Annotated in this window: 19 protein-coding genes; 8 read left to right on the forward strand and 11 right to left on the reverse strand. The window is 39.5% G+C overall.

Features of this window, described 5'->3' with window-relative positions; translation table 11 throughout:
- Positions 1–9 precede the first annotated feature (9 nt).
- Both MHH54_RS04825 and MHH54_RS04830 read right to left on the reverse strand, forming a co-directional pair.
- On the reverse strand, positions 10–1,485 hold the full coding sequence (locus tag MHH54_RS04825; RefSeq protein WP_003211348.1) for a catalase: 1,476 nt from the start codon (positions 1,483–1,485) through the stop codon (positions 10–12).
- 159 nt (positions 1,486–1,644) lie between these two features.
- Positions 1,645–2,076 (reverse strand): Rrf2 family transcriptional regulator, encoded by a 432-nt coding sequence (locus MHH54_RS04830; RefSeq protein WP_050945422.1) that lies wholly within the window; start codon positions 2,074–2,076, stop codon positions 1,645–1,647.
- 183 nt (positions 2,077–2,259) lie between these two features.
- On the opposite strand from MHH54_RS04830, the gene MHH54_RS04835 reads away from it, so the two are divergent.
- Together MHH54_RS04835 and MHH54_RS04840 are read left to right on the forward strand one after the other, a co-directional pair.
- Positions 2,260–3,459 carry a globin domain-containing protein gene (locus tag MHH54_RS04835; RefSeq protein ID WP_106029903.1) on the forward strand — a complete coding sequence of 400 codons (1,200 nt, stop codon included), beginning with the start codon at positions 2,260–2,262 and terminating at the stop codon, positions 3,457–3,459.
- 76 nt (positions 3,460–3,535) lie between these two features.
- Positions 3,536–4,951: a SpoVR family protein gene (locus MHH54_RS04840; protein ID WP_310023402.1), complete on the forward strand. Its 1,416-nt coding sequence runs from the start codon at positions 3,536–3,538 to the stop codon at positions 4,949–4,951.
- Between the two features lie 46 nt (positions 4,952–4,997).
- On the opposite strand, the gene MHH54_RS04845 is transcribed toward MHH54_RS04840, so the two are convergent.
- A complete protein-coding gene (locus MHH54_RS04845) occupies positions 4,998–6,362 on the reverse strand; it encodes an alkaline phosphatase (RefSeq protein WP_342500751.1) in 1,365 nt (454 codons plus the stop codon).
- Positions 6,363–6,716: 354 nt separating this feature from the next.
- On the opposite strand from MHH54_RS04845, the gene MHH54_RS04850 reads away from it, so the two are divergent.
- Positions 6,717–7,550, forward strand: coding sequence for a C40 family peptidase (locus MHH54_RS04850; protein WP_050945418.1), 834 nt, complete (start codon positions 6,717–6,719; stop codon positions 7,548–7,550).
- A gap of 332 nt (positions 7,551–7,882) precedes the next feature.
- Here MHH54_RS04850 and MHH54_RS04855 read toward each other — a convergent pair whose 3' ends face one another.
- From MHH54_RS04855 to MHH54_RS04865, 3 genes are read right to left on the reverse strand one after another with little or no spacing between them, the layout of a single operon-like run.
- The gene (locus MHH54_RS04855) at positions 7,883–8,173 is read right to left on the reverse strand and encodes a hypothetical protein (RefSeq protein ID WP_003212420.1); all 291 of its coding nucleotides are present in this window, start codon (positions 8,171–8,173) and stop codon (positions 7,883–7,885) included.
- The gene (locus MHH54_RS04860) at positions 8,161–9,219 is read right to left on the reverse strand and encodes an anti-sigma factor (protein WP_106032299.1); all 1,059 of its coding nucleotides are present in this window, start codon (positions 9,217–9,219) and stop codon (positions 8,161–8,163) included. The genes MHH54_RS04855 and MHH54_RS04860 overlap by 13 nt, the downstream gene beginning before the upstream one ends.
- Positions 9,212–9,703, reverse strand: coding sequence for a sigma-70 family RNA polymerase sigma factor (locus MHH54_RS04865; RefSeq protein WP_003211938.1), 492 nt, complete (start codon positions 9,701–9,703; stop codon positions 9,212–9,214). Before MHH54_RS04865 ends, MHH54_RS04860 begins: the two co-directional genes overlap by 8 nt.
- Before the next feature lie 372 nt (positions 9,704–10,075).
- On the opposite strand from MHH54_RS04865, the gene MHH54_RS04870 reads away from it, so the two are divergent.
- Positions 10,076–10,678 (forward strand): 1-acyl-sn-glycerol-3-phosphate acyltransferase, encoded by a 603-nt coding sequence (locus MHH54_RS04870; protein WP_003212102.1) that lies wholly within the window; start codon positions 10,076–10,078, stop codon positions 10,676–10,678.
- Between the two features lie 39 nt (positions 10,679–10,717).
- Here MHH54_RS04870 and MHH54_RS04875 read toward each other — a convergent pair whose 3' ends face one another.
- Together MHH54_RS04875 and MHH54_RS04880 are read right to left on the reverse strand one after the other, a co-directional pair.
- The gene (locus MHH54_RS04875) at positions 10,718–12,049 is read right to left on the reverse strand and encodes a hemolysin family protein (RefSeq protein ID WP_106029905.1); all 1,332 of its coding nucleotides are present in this window, start codon (positions 12,047–12,049) and stop codon (positions 10,718–10,720) included.
- A gap of 58 nt (positions 12,050–12,107) precedes the next feature.
- Positions 12,108–12,548: a MerR family transcriptional regulator gene (locus MHH54_RS04880; protein WP_034620022.1), complete on the reverse strand. Its 441-nt coding sequence runs from the start codon at positions 12,546–12,548 to the stop codon at positions 12,108–12,110.
- 334 nt (positions 12,549–12,882) lie between these two features.
- Here MHH54_RS04880 and MHH54_RS04885 point away from each other — a divergent pair, with 334 nt between their 5' ends.
- On the forward strand, positions 12,883–14,265 hold the full coding sequence (locus MHH54_RS04885) for a hemolysin family protein (RefSeq protein WP_106032301.1): 1,383 nt from the start codon (positions 12,883–12,885) through the stop codon (positions 14,263–14,265).
- A gap of 89 nt (positions 14,266–14,354) precedes the next feature.
- On the forward strand, positions 14,355–14,747 hold the full coding sequence (locus tag MHH54_RS04890) for a hypothetical protein (RefSeq protein WP_003211103.1): 393 nt from the start codon (positions 14,355–14,357) through the stop codon (positions 14,745–14,747).
- On the opposite strand, the gene crcB (MHH54_RS04895) is transcribed toward MHH54_RS04890, so the two are convergent.
- The 3 genes from crcB (MHH54_RS04895) to MHH54_RS04905 are packed head-to-tail and all read right to left on the reverse strand — an operon-like array spanning position 14,744 to position 16,227.
- Entirely contained in the window at positions 14,744–15,109 is a 366-nt protein-coding gene (gene crcB / locus MHH54_RS04895) for a fluoride efflux transporter CrcB (RefSeq protein ID WP_003211864.1), read from the reverse strand. The two genes, MHH54_RS04890 and crcB (MHH54_RS04895), sit on opposite strands and share 4 nt — an antisense overlap.
- A complete protein-coding gene (crcB, locus tag MHH54_RS04900; RefSeq protein WP_003210967.1) occupies positions 15,110–15,505 on the reverse strand; it encodes a fluoride efflux transporter CrcB in 396 nt (131 codons plus the stop codon).
- Between the two features lie 5 nt (positions 15,506–15,510).
- Positions 15,511–16,227: a glycerophosphodiester phosphodiesterase family protein gene (locus MHH54_RS04905; protein ID WP_003212355.1), complete on the reverse strand. Its 717-nt coding sequence runs from the start codon at positions 16,225–16,227 to the stop codon at positions 15,511–15,513.
- 307 nt (positions 16,228–16,534) lie between these two features.
- On the opposite strand from MHH54_RS04905, the gene MHH54_RS04910 reads away from it, so the two are divergent.
- A complete protein-coding gene (locus MHH54_RS04910; protein ID WP_017360338.1) occupies positions 16,535–16,636 on the forward strand; it encodes a YhdX family protein in 102 nt (33 codons plus the stop codon).
- A gap of 164 nt (positions 16,637–16,800) precedes the next feature.
- On the forward strand, positions 16,801–17,889 hold the full coding sequence (locus MHH54_RS04915; protein ID WP_050945412.1) for a mechanosensitive ion channel family protein: 1,089 nt from the start codon (positions 16,801–16,803) through the stop codon (positions 17,887–17,889).
- Positions 17,890–17,900: the final 11 nt, after the last annotated feature.

The raw sequence follows: 17,900 nt of genomic DNA on the forward strand, positions 1-17,900 counted from the left end.
CTGGATCAATTATTTCATGCTTCCTTGAAGGTATGAGCGGATATCCACGCCAAGTGAATCGGCTAATCGTTGTCCGTAGTCTTCATCTGCACGATAGAAGTTGCAGATCGCAAGTAATTTTGTTTTGTCATTTACATCTTTCAGGTCAGCTGTTAGGTTTTTGATCAATGCTTGTTTCTCTTCTTCTGAATAGCTTCGATATTTTTCCCCAGCTTGTTTGAAATCGTTTGGTTTTTCGATTTTTTGTCTCACCATACGATCACCGTGAAGAACTTGTTCACTTTCTTTGTAGTGAGGATTTTCTTTTGGCTGATCATCGTAACGGTTTGGTTCATAGTTAATATGACCGCTTGGACGAGTCGTTGTCATAAAGCCATCCTGCTGATTATTGTGTACAGGTGCATAAGGACAGTTCACCGGAATGCGCATATAGTTGGCACCAAGACGATGACGCTGCGTATCTGGATAAGAGAACAGACGACCTTGAAGCAATTTATCTTCAGATGCTTCAATTCCTGGAACTAGTGCACTTGGTGTGAAAGCAACTTGCTCTGTTTCAGCAAAGAAGTTCTCAGGATTGCGGTTCAGAGTCATGCGTCCTACTTTTTGAAGCGGGTAATCTTCTTCGCTCCATGTCTTTGTTGGATCACATGGATCATAATCAAGATCATCATAATCGCTCAGCGGCATCAGCTGGACATATAAGTCCCATGCTGGGTAGTTGCCATTTTCAATGCGGTCATATAAGTCTCTTGTCGCATGCTGGAAATCATTCGCTTGGATTTCTGCTGCTTCTTCCATAGATAAATTGCGAATACCTTCTGAAGGTCTCCAGTGATATTTCACATATTTTGTTTCTCCATATTTGTTGACCCATCTAAATGTATGCACACCAGAACCGCGCATTTCAGCGTAGTTCGCAGGGATTCCTTCATCAGAGAAGAGCCATGTGAGCATATGAGTGGATTCAGGTGTTAAGGTCATAAAATCCCAATAACGGTCAGGATCTTGGATATTGGTTACAGGATCTGGCTTGAGAGAGTGAACCATATCAGGGAATTTCAATGCATCACGTATAAAGAAGATCGGCAAGTTGTTACCAACTAGATCATAGTTGCCTTCTTCTGTGTAAAATTTGACAGCAAAGCCGCGCGGATCACGCAATGTTTCAGGTGAACCTTTAGGATGAATAACTGTTGAGAAGCGAACAAAAACATCTGTCTGTTTTCCTTCTTCACTTAAGAAGGCTGCTTTTGTATGTTTCTCCATACTATTTTCAACTTCAAACACACCATAAGCGCCGGCGCCTCTCGCATGAACAACACGCTCTGGAATACGTTCACGATCGAAGTGTGCAAGTTTTTCAATCAAATGGTAATCATCAAGAAATGTAGGTCCGCGGTGACCAGCTGTTCTTGAGTTTTGGTTATCGCCAACAGGTACGCCTTGGTTCGTTGTCAAATTTTTATGATTTGAATTTGTCATTCTTTTCTCCTCCTGTAAACAAAAAAATGGTTTCTAGCAATCTATATACCCTAATTATATTGAATCAAACATGATAGTCAATATCTATTTATAATAATTTTAAATTAATTATTATTACAAGAAGGTAAAGAAAAAGACGAAAGAATAGAATTCTTTCGCCTAAAGGAGGAGCTCTCTAAGAGCATCTTTGTTTTGAGTTAAGTCTTTTAATGTGTATTGGTCAAGAACGCGCAAGTAAGCAGTAAGTGCTTCATGAAGTACATGCTTTAATGAACAAATCGGGGAAATGATACAGCTGTTTTTCCTTGGATCAAAGCATTCAACCATGACTAAATCATCCTCTGTATAACGGACAACCTCTCCAATGTTAATGCTTTCTGGGCTTTTCCCGAGCCTAATACCGCCATTTCTTCCACGGATCGTTTCAACATAGCCGCGTTTTCCAAGATGATAAATCACCTTTGTCAGATGATTTTTAGAGATGCCATAAACATCGGCGATCTGCTGAATATTTGACAGTTCATTGTTCTCTCTTGATGCTAAATAAATGAGTACTCTTAATGAGAAATCTGTATAATTCGTTAGTTTCATTTTGACGACCTCTAAACCTGATAGAGTTTTGTATCATCGTAACACATTTTAGACAAAAACTGTTCGAGAAAGTGTTAAATGTGTCAATATTTAAAACATGTATTATAAATATTGCTTTTATAAGCTGTTATCCGTTACGATAAAGATGTATTTAAAATACATCTTTTGAAAGAAGGAATGACGATGTTATCTATAGATCAAATGAATGCTATTAAACAATCAGCCCCTCTATTAAAAGGCGAGGGAACCAACCTTGTGACTGTTTTTTATCAAAATATGATTCGTCAGCATCCAGAGCTACTCAATCAATTTAATCAAACAAACCTCATGAACGGAAGTCAGCCAGAGGCGCTTGCTGCGACACTATACCAAGCTGCACTGCACATCGATCGATTAGAAGAATTACTTCCTGCGGTCAAACAGATTGCCCATAAGCATGTCAGTGTGATGGTCAAAAAAGAGCAATATCCAATCGTCGGATATTACCTAATTGAAGCGATGAAAGAAGTGTTTGGTTTAACGGAAAAAGATGACACGCTTTTAGCTTGGAAGGCCGCATATGACATCATTGCAAATATTTTTATCACGATTGAAGCAGAAATGATGGAGGTGAATGTAAAGCAACCAGGTGGATGGGCAGATGTGAAGCCGTTTGTGATAAAGAAAAAGGTACAGGAATCTCCAGCGCTGATCTCCTTTTACTTAGTACCAGAAGATGAATCAGAGCTGCCAATGTTTGAAGCAGGTCAATATATTACGGTTCAGGCAGATATGCCAGGTGAGGCTTATATGTGTAGCAGACAATACAGCTTATCAGATCACCATCATCCATCTTATTACCGCATCACAGTGAAGCGCGATGGTCATGTGTCTACATTTTTGCATGATGAAATGGAAGAAGGAGACGTTCTTCAAGTGAGTATGCCGCAGGGAATGTTCTGCTTGCAAGAAGCCACAAAAGAGCCTGTTTATTTCATTAGTGCTGGTTCTGGAGTCACGCCAATGATCGGTTTATTGAAAACAGCAGCGCAAAACAGCCATCCATTTACAATGATTCATGCAGATCGATTAGAGGATGTCACCGCTTTTGAAAATGAATTTGAAAGCGTTCTAGCATCAGCTCCGCATGGCCGCATCATCTTATGTAATGAACAATTTGCGAAGTCTGGTAAGGGTGAGCTTGTTGAAAAGGCAGCTTCCCGTATTGACCGTCCATTCCTTCAATCAGTGGTTGGAGAAGGGAAAGGCCAATTTTATCTATGCGGATCCCCGGTGTTTACACAGGAGATGATTTATATACTAAAAGAGCTGGGAATTCCAGAACAGAATATACATTTCGAGTCATTCGGCGGGCAATCCACGAAAGAAATGGAAGTCGTCTAAACGAATGGCGGAACATCATGTTTTTTTAGATACGCTCATATAGTAGGGATAAGTCCGATGAGGAGGGATGGTTTCCTTGAGCGTATTAGAAAAACGTCTTTTACAAAGAGCCATTGATGAAATTACAGAAATTGCAGAAGAATTTGGTCTAGATTTTTATCCGATGAGGTATGAAATCTGTCCCGCGGAAATAATTTATACGTTCGGTGCATACGGAATGCCAACACGATTCAGCCACTGGAGCTTCGGGAAACAATTTCATAAAATGAAGCTTCATTATGATTTAGGATTAAGCAAAATTTATGAGCTGGTCATCAATTCAAATCCTTGCTACGCCTTTCTACTTGATAACAACACGCTTGTTCAGAATAAATTAATTGTGGCTCATGTACTGGCACACTGTGATTTCTTCAAAAATAATTGCCGTTTCCAAAACACAAAACGAGACATGGTAGAAAGCATGTCAGCTGCGGCAGAGCGGATCAAAGAATATGAGCATCTTCATGGAACAAAAGAAGTTGAATCCTTTTTAGACGCCGTATTGGCTCTTCAGGAGCATATTGATCCGTCTCTTGTTCGTTCAAAACTAAGCTGGAATATCGGCGATGAAGAAGAATATGAAGATGACCAACCAAAGCGTCAGACGCCGTATGATGATTTGTGGGGAATGGATGAGCCGAAAATACGTGAGAAAAAGAAAATCGCCAAGCCATTTCCGCCAAAGCCGGAAAAAGATATTTTACTCTTTATTGAGGCGCACTCCCGGGAGTTAGAGCCGTGGCAGCGCGACGTCCTCACGATGCTGAGGGAGGAAATGCTCTATTTTTGGCCTCAGCTAGAAACAAAGATTATGAATGAAGGCTGGGCATCGTATTGGCATCAGCGGATAATGCGAGAGCTTGATTTGGATTCAAATGAATCGATTGAGTTTGCCAAATTAAATGCTGGCGTGGTGCAACCGTCAAAAACAGGCATCAATCCTTACTATTTAGGTTTGAAGATTTTTGAAGATATCGAAGAGCGCTATGACAACCCATGTGAAGAATTAAAAAAAGCAGGGGTGACAGAAGGATCGGGCCGCAGCAAAATGTTTGAAGTAAGGGAAATTGAATCAGATATTTCCTTCATTCGAAATTACTTAACAAAAGACCTTGTGATGAGAGAAGATTTGTACTTGTTTCAAAAACAAGGGAGAGATTATAAAGTCATCGATAAAGAATGGAAGGCTGTTCGTGATCAGCTAGTCAGCATGAGGGTCAATGGCGGCTTTCCTTATTTGACCGTGATGGATGGCGACTATTTAAAAAACAATGAACTCTATATTAAACATTGGTATGAGGGCATTGAACTAGATCTGAAATACTTAGAAAAAGTACTCCCATATTTGCATCAGCTATGGGGAAGAAGTGTGCATATCGAATCCATTCTTGAAGGAAAAGAAGTCATGTTTTCGTATGATGGAAAAGGAGTTCATAGAAAATATCTCGCATAAAAAAACAAAAAAAGATGTCTCTTAGCAGACATCTTTTTTGTCAGTTTTATTGGTTTTTCAGCAGCTTGAAAATGTGTTTTGCTTGATCGGTGTTTTCCATCAGACCTTTTAGCTTTTGGCTTGTTGGGCCATACGCAAAGAATGGCACTTCATCGCCTGTATGACCTGATGTGGTCCAGCCTGTATGTGATCTCACGTTGATCACTTCTTCAATCGCATCATCAATTTTAACAGTATCCTTTGTTTCAGCGGCCTTTTGAATAGAGGCCATTTCTTCTGTTGTGAAATCAAGATCGATATATTGTTTCAGCGCTGATTCAACAGGCATGCCACTGACGATTTTGTTTGCGATAAAATCTGGGGTCTTTTTCGCTGCTTTTACCGGTTTGTAATCCCAGCTACCTGAGCCGTCTGCCCCAAAGGAAAGTCCGCCAGTTGAATGATCGGCAGTGGTGATGACTAACGTATTTTTATCCTTTTTTGCAAAACGAATCGCTTCTTCAAATGCTTTTTCAAAATCCTTCATTTCACTCATGGCACTCACAATATCATGATCATGTCCTGCCCAGTCAATTTGACTGCCTTCGACCATAAGGAAAAATCCATTTTTGTTTTTAGACAGCTGTTTAATGGCTGAGGATGTCATGTCTTGCAGGGAAGGGGTCTTTTTATCACGATCAATCGCTTTATCAAGACCGCCATCAGCAAAAATGCCTAACACCTTTTGGTTTTTGTTTTTTTGTAAGGCATCTTTATTGGTGACATAATCATATCCGGCTTGCTTAAATTCCTTCGTTAAATCACGATCCTTTCGGACAAAATCGACGAGACCTCCGCCAAGCATGACATCGACTGTATGCTGTTTACCGATTTTTTCATCGAAGAAATCATCAGCGATGGCTGCTGTGTTTTTTCTCGATACATCGTGAGCCGCATACGCAGCAGGGGTGGCATTTGTTAATTCAGAGGTCACGACAAGACCCGTCGATTTTCCTTTGCGTTTGGCTTCTTCTAAAACGGTTTTTAATTTTTTGCCGTTTTTGTTTACACCAATGGCATTGTTGTATGTCTTTTTACCAGTTGCCATAGCTGTACCAGCTGCGGCAGAATCAGTGATATTGCTTTTCGAGTCGTTAGGGTATGTTTTATGCATGCCAGTAAGGTAAGGGTCAAACGCTGTTTGCTTTGAAAGGTCTCCGTTGTGCTTAAATGAACGGTAAGTTGAAAGATACGGTGTTCCCATGCCATCCCCGATCAGCACGATCACATTTTGTACGTCATTTTTTGGCTTCTTTTTGGCCTCTGCTTTGTCAGCCTGTCCAAATTCAATTCCTGAAAAAATGCCAATCGATAGCACAGATGCTGCCGCCACTGTAGCGATTTTCGTTTTCGAGCTTTTCAACACACTCATTCATTTTGCCTCCTCAATGTTTATGTATCGCTCTTACGTTTACAATGGTAGAGCAGAATTGTGGATTCCCATTTACAGGATCGTAAAGTTCCCTTTAAAATTGTAAAGGCCCACTTTACATAGAATGAGCCAAAAAGAGAAATGAATGTATCATTTATCCATGACAAGATGCGTTTATTTTGTCATGATTGTGTAATGAAAATGAAATATAAAGAACCCTAAAAAAAAATAAATTTTGCCGAATTAATAAGCATAATGTCGTAGGAAGTCAAGACTATTTCTTCTGGTATTTGATCCTTATAATAGTAAGTAGATAAAAATTCCGATCTCGATAGATACATACAGGAGGAACAAATGAAAAAACAATTGATCACAGCTGCAAGTGCAGTTTTACTTGGGACGACATTATTTGCCGGAGCTGCCTCAGCACAATCAGTAAAAGTTCAAAAAGGTGACTCTCTTTCTGTTCTAGCGAAAAAATATAAGACAAGCGTGAGCAAGATTAAATCAGACAATAAGCTGAAATCTAACACGATTTATGTTGGACAAACGTTAAAAGTAAATGGTACTGCCGCAAAAAAAACAACGAAAACATCCAAAACAACAACAAAAGTAAAAGCGGCGTCAGCCACAGCCACTCATAAAGTTGTGAAAGGTGATACATTATCTAAAATCGGCAAAAAGTACGGCATGACTGTAAAAGAGCTGAAATCGTTAAATAAACTCAAAACAAACCTGATCAAAATTGGGCAAAAGCTAAAGGTCAAAAAGTCGTCTAAAAAAGTGAAGACAACACCTGTTAAAGAAAAAACAGTTTCTGCTTCTTCTTTAAACACGTCTAAGCTTGTATCGGATGCTAAAGCGCACAATGGCACACCATATAGATGGGGTGGAACGACACCAAAGGGCTTTGATTGCAGCGGGTTTATGTGGTATATCATTAACAAACAAAAAAAGATTTCAAGACAAACAACTGAAGGTTTTTGGGGATCAATGAAAAGCGTATCTTCTCCAAAGGTTGGCGATTTTGTGTTCTTTACAACATATAAATCGGGTCCGTCTCACATGGGTGTCTACATTGGGAACAACAAGTTTATTCATGCTGCTTCCGATGGTGTGACGATCAGTGATATGAATTCAAGCTACTGGAAGCCGATTTACCTTGGAGCGAAAACTTTTGTAAACTAATTTATTTTAAGAGACTGCTGATGAAGCAGTCTCAGATTGTTGACAAAGTGCTAAAATGATCTTTATTTTAGCACTTTGTCTTCTTTTCAGCGTGATAGAAAACCTTTGCAGTCCTAGGAAGGACGAGTACTGGCGCGGAGCGAATTTGACATTCGTGAGCACCAGCACGCAGGACTGACAACGAATGCGAGGGTTTGTCTACACGCTGAGACTGCTGATGAAGCAGTCTTTTTTATTTGCGCTGTAGACTTAAGAACATAAATCGATATTCAAAAAAGCCCGTGCGACTTGGCATTAGTCAAGTAACTCGGGCTTTTCATTTTGAGAACGGCTTAAAAGCCTAATTGAAGATCGACATCGATCGATACGATGGCATAGACACAAAGAATGACAAAGATATTCAGAACAACACCAAGGAACCCAGGGCCCGTACGGCCTTTTTTAATGAACAGTTCAATAATGCCAAATGGAACTGCGGCCATTGCAAAAGGAAGCATCTGAAAAGAATAAAATGTCACATTACTGATAATGGCGAGGTTCAGCATGAGCAGAGATAATATCGCTGTACCGACAGAAATCCAGCCAAATACATTATGCTCTTTAAAAATTCTTACCAATTCCATAATTCCACCTCGCTCACTTTTGCCGTTTTAATGCGTTTTGTCTTCACAAATTTCTCGATTTCTTTCGAAGGACCTGTGATCACAGAGCCATAAATCGTGACACCATTTTGGTTGATATAGCGTATGCGGTTTGACAGATCCAGTTCAGTTCTGCCAGAGATCGTTTTTGCCCAGGTTGGGTGCTGATTGACATAAGTAAGGGCATCTTTAAATTGATCTACCTCTGTTTTTGATGTGTGCTGAAGCTCTTTTAAGAATTCAGAGTCTCTCCCAGGAAAGCCAATTGGCCGCTGATTCTCGCTTAATGAATCCTCTGTTTTAATCGCATTCCAGAGCACTTTCATATCATATTTTTTAGCAAAGGAATAAACGTCCTTTGGTGTATACGCTTTGTCATAGGAGACATACACTTCACTGACTGTTCCTTCAGGAAGCTTGTCTAAAGTAGTGAGTGTTTGTTTTTTTGATGCATCTGCCTGAGTAGAAGGATGGGTAAAGAAATCCTCCGTATCGCGTGCGCTGTCACCATAATATGAGATGGTAGGCTGCTTTAATTTATCGAAAAACATCTCGATTTGTTCACTGCCAATGGCTTCTGTTTTATTGCCAATTTGTTTTTGCAGCTTCAATTCGGTGTTCATTCCAAAAAGCTTGACTTGGCCTTTTAAATCCTTCATATCAATCGCCACGTTTGGTTTCGTCAAAGCGACTGTTACAGCGGCTGTTTCCATGAAGTGATTCCCTTTGCTATCTGCTCCGCCAACGCCGTAGTATAGATAACTTCCTAATGTACAAAGCGGTAAAATAATAAGTGTAGAGATGACAGCAAGTACAGAAATACGTAAATAAGACTTTCTTTTTCCGTATTGCAAGATGGCTTTTTGCTTTTCAGGACTGATGGAAAAATCGGTCCAATCCGAGTCGTTCAGTTCCTGACTTAAGCGTTTTTCGTTTTCTTCAAGCTCTTCTTCAAACGCTATCATTTCTTCCTCGTTCATCTCACCATTATTATATTGTTCCCATCGCTTGTTAAACTCTTCATTCATCATTAACACCTCTGTTGTAAAGTGCTTTTAGGCGCTGCCTTGCACGAAATAAAACACTTTTAAAATTTGCTTCAGTAATATTCATGACCTTGGATGCTTCCTTGTAATTCAGTTCTTTTAAATAATACAATGTCAACGCTTCCTTGTAGTTATCTGGAAGCTGTTCCAAATACATGTTGAGGACTTCTTTTATTTCAACCTGTTCAGCAGGGCTTTGTACAGACGTTTGTAAAAGGCCGCCAATAAGATCATCCGATATGGTCACTTCTTTTTTATGTTTCCTGACATAATCAATAAAAGCATTTCGTGCCACCTGAAATAACCAAGGTTTCACTTTGCTATGGTCGTAGGAATGAATATGTATATAAGCACGCATAAAGGTTTCCTGCAATAAGTCTTCTGCCAAATGTTTGTCTTTTGTCATGGAGAGCAGAAACCTGTAAACATCGTTCATATACATTTGATAAATTTCATCGATCGTCACTGATTTTTCTCCCCTCTATGTTATACACGCATAAGAAAGGCATAAAGTTGCACGAAACTTCTCAATACCGTACAATACTCATTTCTTTCGCCGAATCAAAATCATTTCTCCTTATCATAGCGAAATTTGCGTCATTTATAAAGCATTTTCAATAGAACAAATCAGGAAAAAACCTTAAAAAACGACAAAATTGGACACAATTCCTCTTCTATTCTCTCCTAAAACCATAGACCTGAATACAGAAAGAACGATGATTTAGAAAGAAAAATGATGTGATGGTTTGGCTGTTTTATGAAAATTTTAGTACCAGGTAATAAAAAATTTGTTATAATAGAAACAAATCCTTCATTCTTCAAACAAAGGAAGTGCACTATGTATAAATTTTCAGGCTATACCATTAAAGTAGTATTTACTCTCCGAGGCGGAATCAAAGTATATCAAAAAGAGAATCTGCCAACGGATCGGGGATTTGTCATTGCATGTACACATGAGGGTTTTGTGGATGTTCTTGCATTAGGCGCAGGAATTCTTCCGTTTGAGATCCACTACATGGCGAAAAAAGAATTGTTTGCAAACAAATGGATCGGTGGATTTTTAAAGAAGATTCATGCCTTTCCAGTTGATCGAGAGAATCCTGGGCCAAGCAGTATTAAAACGCCCATTAAATTATTAAAAGAGGGAAAGATCGTCGGGATTTTTCCAAGCGGAACACGTACAACAGAGGATGTACCTTTAAAAAGAGGTGCGGTTACTATTGCACAGCTCGGTAAAGCGCCAATCGTTCCAGCAGCGTACAAAGGACCGTCCAATGCGAAAAGTCTTTTCAAAAAGGGGAAAATGCGCTTAATTATTGGTGAACCGATTGAGCAGTCAGAATTTGAGCATCTGCCGCCAAAAGAACGATTAGGTGCCATGACAGAAGTATTAAACACGAGAATTAAAGAACTTGAAGCTCAATTAATGGAAAAGGCATAAGAAAAACGACCGCTTGCTTTGGCAAGGGTCGTTTTTTTCTTAAGAAGCGCCTTCTTCAGCGGCTTCTGCTAATTGTTCATTTAACTTTTTGACCTCGATATATACCACATGGTGTCCATCGACTTCATTAATGATAAATTCATAGCCTTGCTCACGAATGGTGTCATTTTTCTCAACTTCATATTTCTGAGTAAGGAACCAGCCGCCGATCGTATCGACTTCTTCGTTATCAAGCTGCGTACCTAAGAGCAGGTTGACTTGGTCCACTAGAACCTTTCCATCAAAGATGTAATGGTCTTCTCCAAGTTTACGCACTTCGTTGATTTCATCCATATCGAATTCATCACGAATTTCACCGACGATTTCTTCAAGGATGTCTTCTACAGTCACAAGACCAGCTGTACCGCCGTATTCATCTGATAAAATCGCCATGTGTACACGGTCACGCTGCATTTTGAGCAATAAATCATGTACAGGAACGGTTTCAATCACATGAATAATTGGATTGACAAACTTTTCGATCGTATCACTTGTAGAACACTCACCGCTAATGCATGCAGTAAGAACCTCTTTAATGTTCAGAACACCAATCATATTATCTTTATCGCCATCTTCAATTGGATAACGTGTATATTTCTCTACCTTGGTCACCTTCAGCATTTCCTCAATGGTAATATCATGAGGGAAGCTGACAACTTCGGTACGAGGAATCATAATTTCTTTCGCCAGACGGTCATCAAATTCAAAAATTTTATTTACATATTTGAATTCAGACTGGTTAATTTCGCCGCTTTTATAGCTCTCTGATAAAATAATCCGCAATTCTTCTTCAGAGTGCGCCATGTCATGCTCAGAAACTTGCTGAAGACCGAACGCTTTTGTTAACAAACGAGCAGATCCATTTAATACCCAGATAAACGGGAACATCACTTTGTAAAAAATCATGAGCGGTCTAGCAAAGAGAAGAGATACTTGCTCCGCCTTTTGAATGGCGAGTGTTTTTGGTGCAAGTTCTCCAACCACAACGTGTAAAAACGTCATAATACTAAACGCAATAATAAAAGTGACAATAGAACTAGCTGATTGAGGAATGGACAGCTCTACAAATAGTGGAGCAAGCATGTGCGCAATTGTTTCTTCCCCTAACCAACCAATACCAAGGGCGGTAATGGTAATACCGAGCTGACAGGCCGACAGATACTCATCAAGGTGAGTCGTGACATGCTTGACAGCAACTGCTGTTTTATTACCTTCTGCGATTAACTGATCAATTCTTGAGCTTCTTAAGCGAATGATCGCAAACTCTGATGCAACGAAAAATGCGGTTAAAGCTATAAGCAAAGCAACTATAAGTAAATTAACTATGTCCAATTAAGGCCTTCGTTCTGACTTTGAGAACGAAGGTAACACCTCCTGTTTAGTAAAAATTTTAACTTAACAGCAGTAAAAATGATTGGACAGCCGTCATCTTCTCAGGTGTAAGCTGCTCTTTTAATTTTTCACGTTGTTCTGGTTGAAGCTGCTTACAACGTACCAAAATGCGGTCCATATGCTCGTTCATCCGATCGATATCAGATGTTAAATGGACAAGTTCATCAGGATCTTCCTTTTGAGAAGGGAATTGTTCATCTAATCTGGATTTGATGTCAGAAAGAGCCAATCTCTGCTGTTTGCAAAGAACGATTAATTGTAATCGTTTTAAAGCATGTTCATCGTAATAACGATAATTTGAGCAAGATCTAACAGGCGCAAGCAACCCTAGATTTGTATAATAATCTACAGTACGTTTCGTCACCTGTGCAATCTGTGCTAGTTCACCAATACGATACTTTTTCTCAGCCCCATCTGAACATCTCCTCCTAACCGTCACGTTATAGTTTATGAAAATAGTTTAATATAATTCTAGCCTGAAATACAAGTTAATTGTTCATATTTCCTGCCGATATGAAGAGGAGAAAGGGATTTCTCAGTCTAAATTGTCCTGTCAAATTTAACATAGTGATACAGGAATTTTCAGATTATTTATGGTAAGATAAAATGAAGACCGTTTCATATATATGTAGAGAAGCGGATTTATACGTGAACCGGAGGTGGTTAAGTGGGGCCCTCAATATAGTCTTATTTAATCAGTTAACCGTTTTGCAAAACATAACATCATCAATCAGGAGGTGACTCCTTGTTCTTCTAAGAAAGAGCAAGGTTAAATGGACGATATTGTTAATCTGAGTATAGTCGGTGTTTTGATTGCTTTAACAGCTTTCTTTGTTGCATCTGAATTTGCCATAGTAAAGGCAAGAAGCTCAAGAATTGATCAGCTTGTTGCCGAAGGGTCTAAAAAGGCCATCGTGGCGAAAAAGGTGACATCAAGGCTGGATGAATATTTGTCAGCCTGTCAGCTCGGTATTACAGTGACATCCCTTGGTTTAGGGTGGATTGGTAAGCCAGCTGTAAAAGAACTTTTGGTTCGAGGTTTCAGTTTGACAAACATTCCTGATTCAGCAATCAGCCTGATCTCAGCAACACTTGCGTTCTCTATTATTACCTTTTTGCATGTAGTCGTCGGTGAGCTTGCACCAAAAACACTGGCGATTCAAAAGGCGGAAAAAATGACGCTCTGGCTGTCAGGCCCGCTGCATGCATTTTATATCCTAATGTTCCCTTTCATTTATGTGTTAAACGGGTCAGCCCGTGTTCTAACCAAAATGATGGGCATCGATATGGGGTCTGAAAAAGAACAATCCCATTCTGAAGAGGAATTAAAGATTTTATTATCTGAGAGCTTAAAAAATGGGGAAATCAACCCATCAGAATATAATTATATGAACAAAATTTTCGACTTTGATAATCGAATTGCCAGAGAAATCATGGTCCCGCGGAGAGAAATTTGTGCCATTCCAGAAGATATGCCGCTGGATGAAATCCTCTCCATCATGACGCAGGAGAAGTATACACGCTTTCCTGTGTTTTCAGGAGATAAAGACCATGTCATCGGCATGCTGAACAAAAAGCAGCTCTTTGCAGATCTTGTGTATCAAGGAGAAAAAGATCAACTGAAGATTCAAGATTATATATATCCAGTGATTGAAGTCATTGACACGATTCCTATTCAAGAGCTTCTTGTCAAGATGCAGCGCGATCGAATGCATATGGCGATTTTAACCGACGAATATGGCGGAACGTCTGGACTTGTCACAACAGAAGATATTTTAGAAGAGATTGTTGGCGATATTCGAGATGAATTCGATGAAGATGAGCAGCCGGTTATTCAAAAAAGAGCCGATCATCATTATGTTTTAGATGGCAAAGTCAGATTAGATGAAGTTCAAGATTTGATCGAAATGTCATATCATGATGAAGAAATTGATACAATAGGCGGGTTAATCTTAAATGAGAACATTGATATCCGAGAAGGACAATCCATTTATCTTGATGATATTCGGATGAAGGTCTTGGAGATGGATGGACGCTATGTGAAAAAGATCGACCTAAAGAAAGGCGTCACATCATCAGAAAAAATAAATACACGCACAGGGCTTGATATAAAAGAGCCACTGTTAGTAAATGAAATGACCTTGAGCGAAAAATAAGCTCAAGGTTTTTTTAGGTATTTAGTCTCTTTTTACGAATGCTTGTTCGTGTTATAATGAGAACAAACGTTCGATATAGGGGGATGGATATGCTTTGGTATGAAACAGCCAGTATCACGGAGAAAAAAACCTCAATGAAACGAATTGAGTTTCATTTGAAGAATTTTAAAAATTACCAGGCAGCGATTTTAAATATCGAAAGACAGCTTGAAAAAAGAAATCCGCATCATTTGGATCACATGACACGGAAGAAGTTAGAAGAGCAAAAAAATCAGTATGAACTCATCGTTGCTTGTATTGAAACAGCACTAAAAGAGTTGGATGAGATAGAGAAGCAGCTCATCGATTACAAATACTTTCGTGATTGGCGGATGGCCAAGTGTGCGATGGAAATCGGCTACAGTGAGAAAACTCTCTTTTTAATGAAGCGCCAGCTTATGGATCAATTGCTCATTAGCTTAGCTGCGATCACCAATATTTAAAAAAGGTGTTGTCCTATTTGATAGAACGCAGTAAAGAGACAGAAAGACCCGATGATTGTCGTCACTAAGTAGACAGCAAGTTTTCCGATTTGCCGCTGCTGTAGCATGGTCGCAGACTCTACACTAAACGTAGAGAATGTTGTAAAGCCACCGAAAAAACCTGTTCCAATGATCACAAGCAGCGGATGATTAGCAGTCACGGCACCTGTCAGTATACCTAAACCGGCAGCACCTAATAAGTTGATGAGAATAATACTGTACGGGAAACGAGCATGAGACTTAGTTTTATGTATCGATTGGCTAATCAAAAAACGAAGGACGCTGCCAATCCCGCCGGCAATAGCTGTATATAAAACGATCATTTATCTGCCTCCTCTCTGCTGCTTATTTTGATGAAAGAGTCGTTGAGCTAGCATTAGTCCACATAAGGCAGCCGCTACTCCTGCAATGACTGAGAGCAGGATGTAGATCACACTTGAAGTGAATTGCCCGGTCTGTAATAAAAGAATCGTTTCTTTAGAAAAAGTGGACATTGTCGTAAAACCTCCGCAAAATCCTGTTCCGATCAAAGCGGCAAGATATTTTTTTCTCTTTTGGAACATAAAATATCCTGTTGAAAGACCAAGAAGCAGACTGCCTGTCACGTTTTCGATTAGCGTTGCATAGGGGAATGTTTGGCTGACGATCAATTGGCTTAGTTCATATCTGCAAAGTGTCCCAATCAGTCCACCAATAAATACGGCAAGATACGCTTTCATTTACATCATTTCTCCTTTAGAAAAAATAGCGGATGATCCGTCACCACACCATCAACGGGATATTTTTTAATCCGATCGGCTGTTTTTTGATCTTTCACAGTCCATATAAACACATCCATCCCGAATGTGTGGATGCGGTCTATCCACCATCTATTGATCATCGTTTTTTTCATATTAAGACAATTTGCAAACGAGCTGTATGCCGTTAACTTTCTTTTCGTCAGTTTAAATGCATTAGGCTTTATAATCAAAGCTGTTCGAAGAGAAGGGGCGAAAGCTTTGATTCTTTGCAGTGCATGATCGTCAAAAGATTGAATCATGATATGACGAGAATAGGCAAACCGATTGATGATGCGGGCAACTGCCTTTTCAATTCCTATCTGCCGTTTTGGGTGTTTGATCTCGATCAATATCCCGATCCGCTGGCTGTATCTTTCAAAAATTTCGTGTAATGTTGGAATTCGTTCATTTGTGTACTGTTGGTCAAACCAGCTTCCTGCGTCCAGTTTTTTCAACTGATCGAGTGTATAGCTTTTGACTAAGCCGTTCCCGTTCGTCGTTCGGTCAACTGTATCATCATGGATCACGACGACGTGCTGGTCCAATGTGAGCTGTACATCTAATTCAATATAATCTGCACCCTGCTGAACAGCTAAATCAAATGCAGCAATTGTATTTTCTGGGGCAGCGCTTGATGACCCTCTATGCGCAATAATATACACATGCTCCAGCTCCCTGACTTAAGTTCTGGTCTTATCATATCAAATGCTTTACCGTTTTTCCTTCTTTACTATATGGACGAAAGAAGAGCTGTATGTAATGGTGAATTGGATTGCTAAGAAAGTATGAGAATACAAATGTAAAAAGTTGCAGGAATATCCCAAGCCATGATTGAGTAAATCTGAAGTACATCAATTTTTTCTTCGATCAATTTTGTCCAAATCGTCAGCGTTCGCCAAAATATTAGTGCTTTCGTCATGTTGACTGAAAATTCTGATGTTTTATAATGATGAAAAGGAGGCGAGATGATTGGGTAAAGGGAGAATTAGAGTGGAAGAACGTATTAAGGCCGAAACGGATGCTGAAATGTTTAAAGCGACTCTCCTTGATCAGGCTCAGAAGAAAAAGTAGTTTGCTGCCCGTCGATATGTCTCTAGCCAAAATTTCATAATTGAACATCATGCCTCGGGACTGATCCCGAGGCTTTTTATTTAGAGGTCAGACATTTATGAGAGGACATAAACGAAGGTTATATTATAAACTAGAGAGGATTGTTTTAAAGGAGAGAGACAAACATGATTACACAAAAATGGATGGATACATATTTTACAGTAGATGTTGCGATCCAAATCGGTATTAGCCTTTGTATTTTATTGCTTTTTTTATTGCTTCGGAAAGTATTTACGAAGTACTTATTTCATCTTCTCTTTAGGCTGACCAATCGGTCTAAAACGGAGGTCATTAACCAAATTGTTGTGGCATTCGAAAAGCCAGCCAGACTGTTTTTTGTCGCACTTGGGTTATATTTTGCGTTAAGACAGGCACCATACTTTGAGCATCATATGGATGTCATCGTCAAATTATATAGATCCTCCATTATATTGATGCTGACATGGGGGCTTTGTAATCTAACAGCAGCTTCTTCTTTCTTATTTCAAAAAGTAAATTCGAAATTTGAATTAGAAATGGATGATATTTTAGCGCCGTTTTTATCAAAGGTGCTTCGTTTCATTATTATTGCACTAAGTATTAGTGTCATTGCACAGGAATTTAATTATGATGTAAATGGACTTGTGGCAGGTCTTGGTCTAGGGGGTCTAGCCTTTGCGCTTGCTGCACAGGATACGGTGGCGAACTTTTTTGGAGGGGTCGTCATCATTACAGAGAAGCCTTTTACAATGGGCGACTTTGTGGAGACGCCAAGTGTTCTTGGGACTGTCGAGGACATTACATTTCGAAGTACAAAATTTAGAACACCTGCTGAAGCTGTCGTGACAGTTCCGAATTCTACGCTTTCAAAGGAACCAATCACGAACTGGACGAGAATGAATAAACGCCAAATTACGTTTTCCGTACGTGTATCCTACAATACACCAAAGGAAAATCTGGACCATTGTATCAAACGTCTCAAACAAATGCTTTATGAGCATGATGGGGTGCACAAGGAGACAATCATGGTGAATCTCGATGTACTGGCAGACAGTTATTTGAATTTATTTTTTAACTTTTACACAAACACGACAGCCTGGGCTGAAAACCTGAATATCAAACAGGACATTAACTACCGTATTATGGATATCTTCCATGAAGAAGGTGTAGAATTTGCCTTCCCTGGACAGACCATTTACATGAAACAAAAAGGTGAAAAACAGCTGAGTGAATAAAGGAGGAAGGA

Origin of the sequence: Bacillus sp. FSL K6-4563 (assembly GCF_038630405.1) — a bacterium.
GTDB classification, from domain to species: domain Bacteria; phylum Bacillota; class Bacilli; order Bacillales; family Bacillaceae; genus Bacillus; species Bacillus pumilus.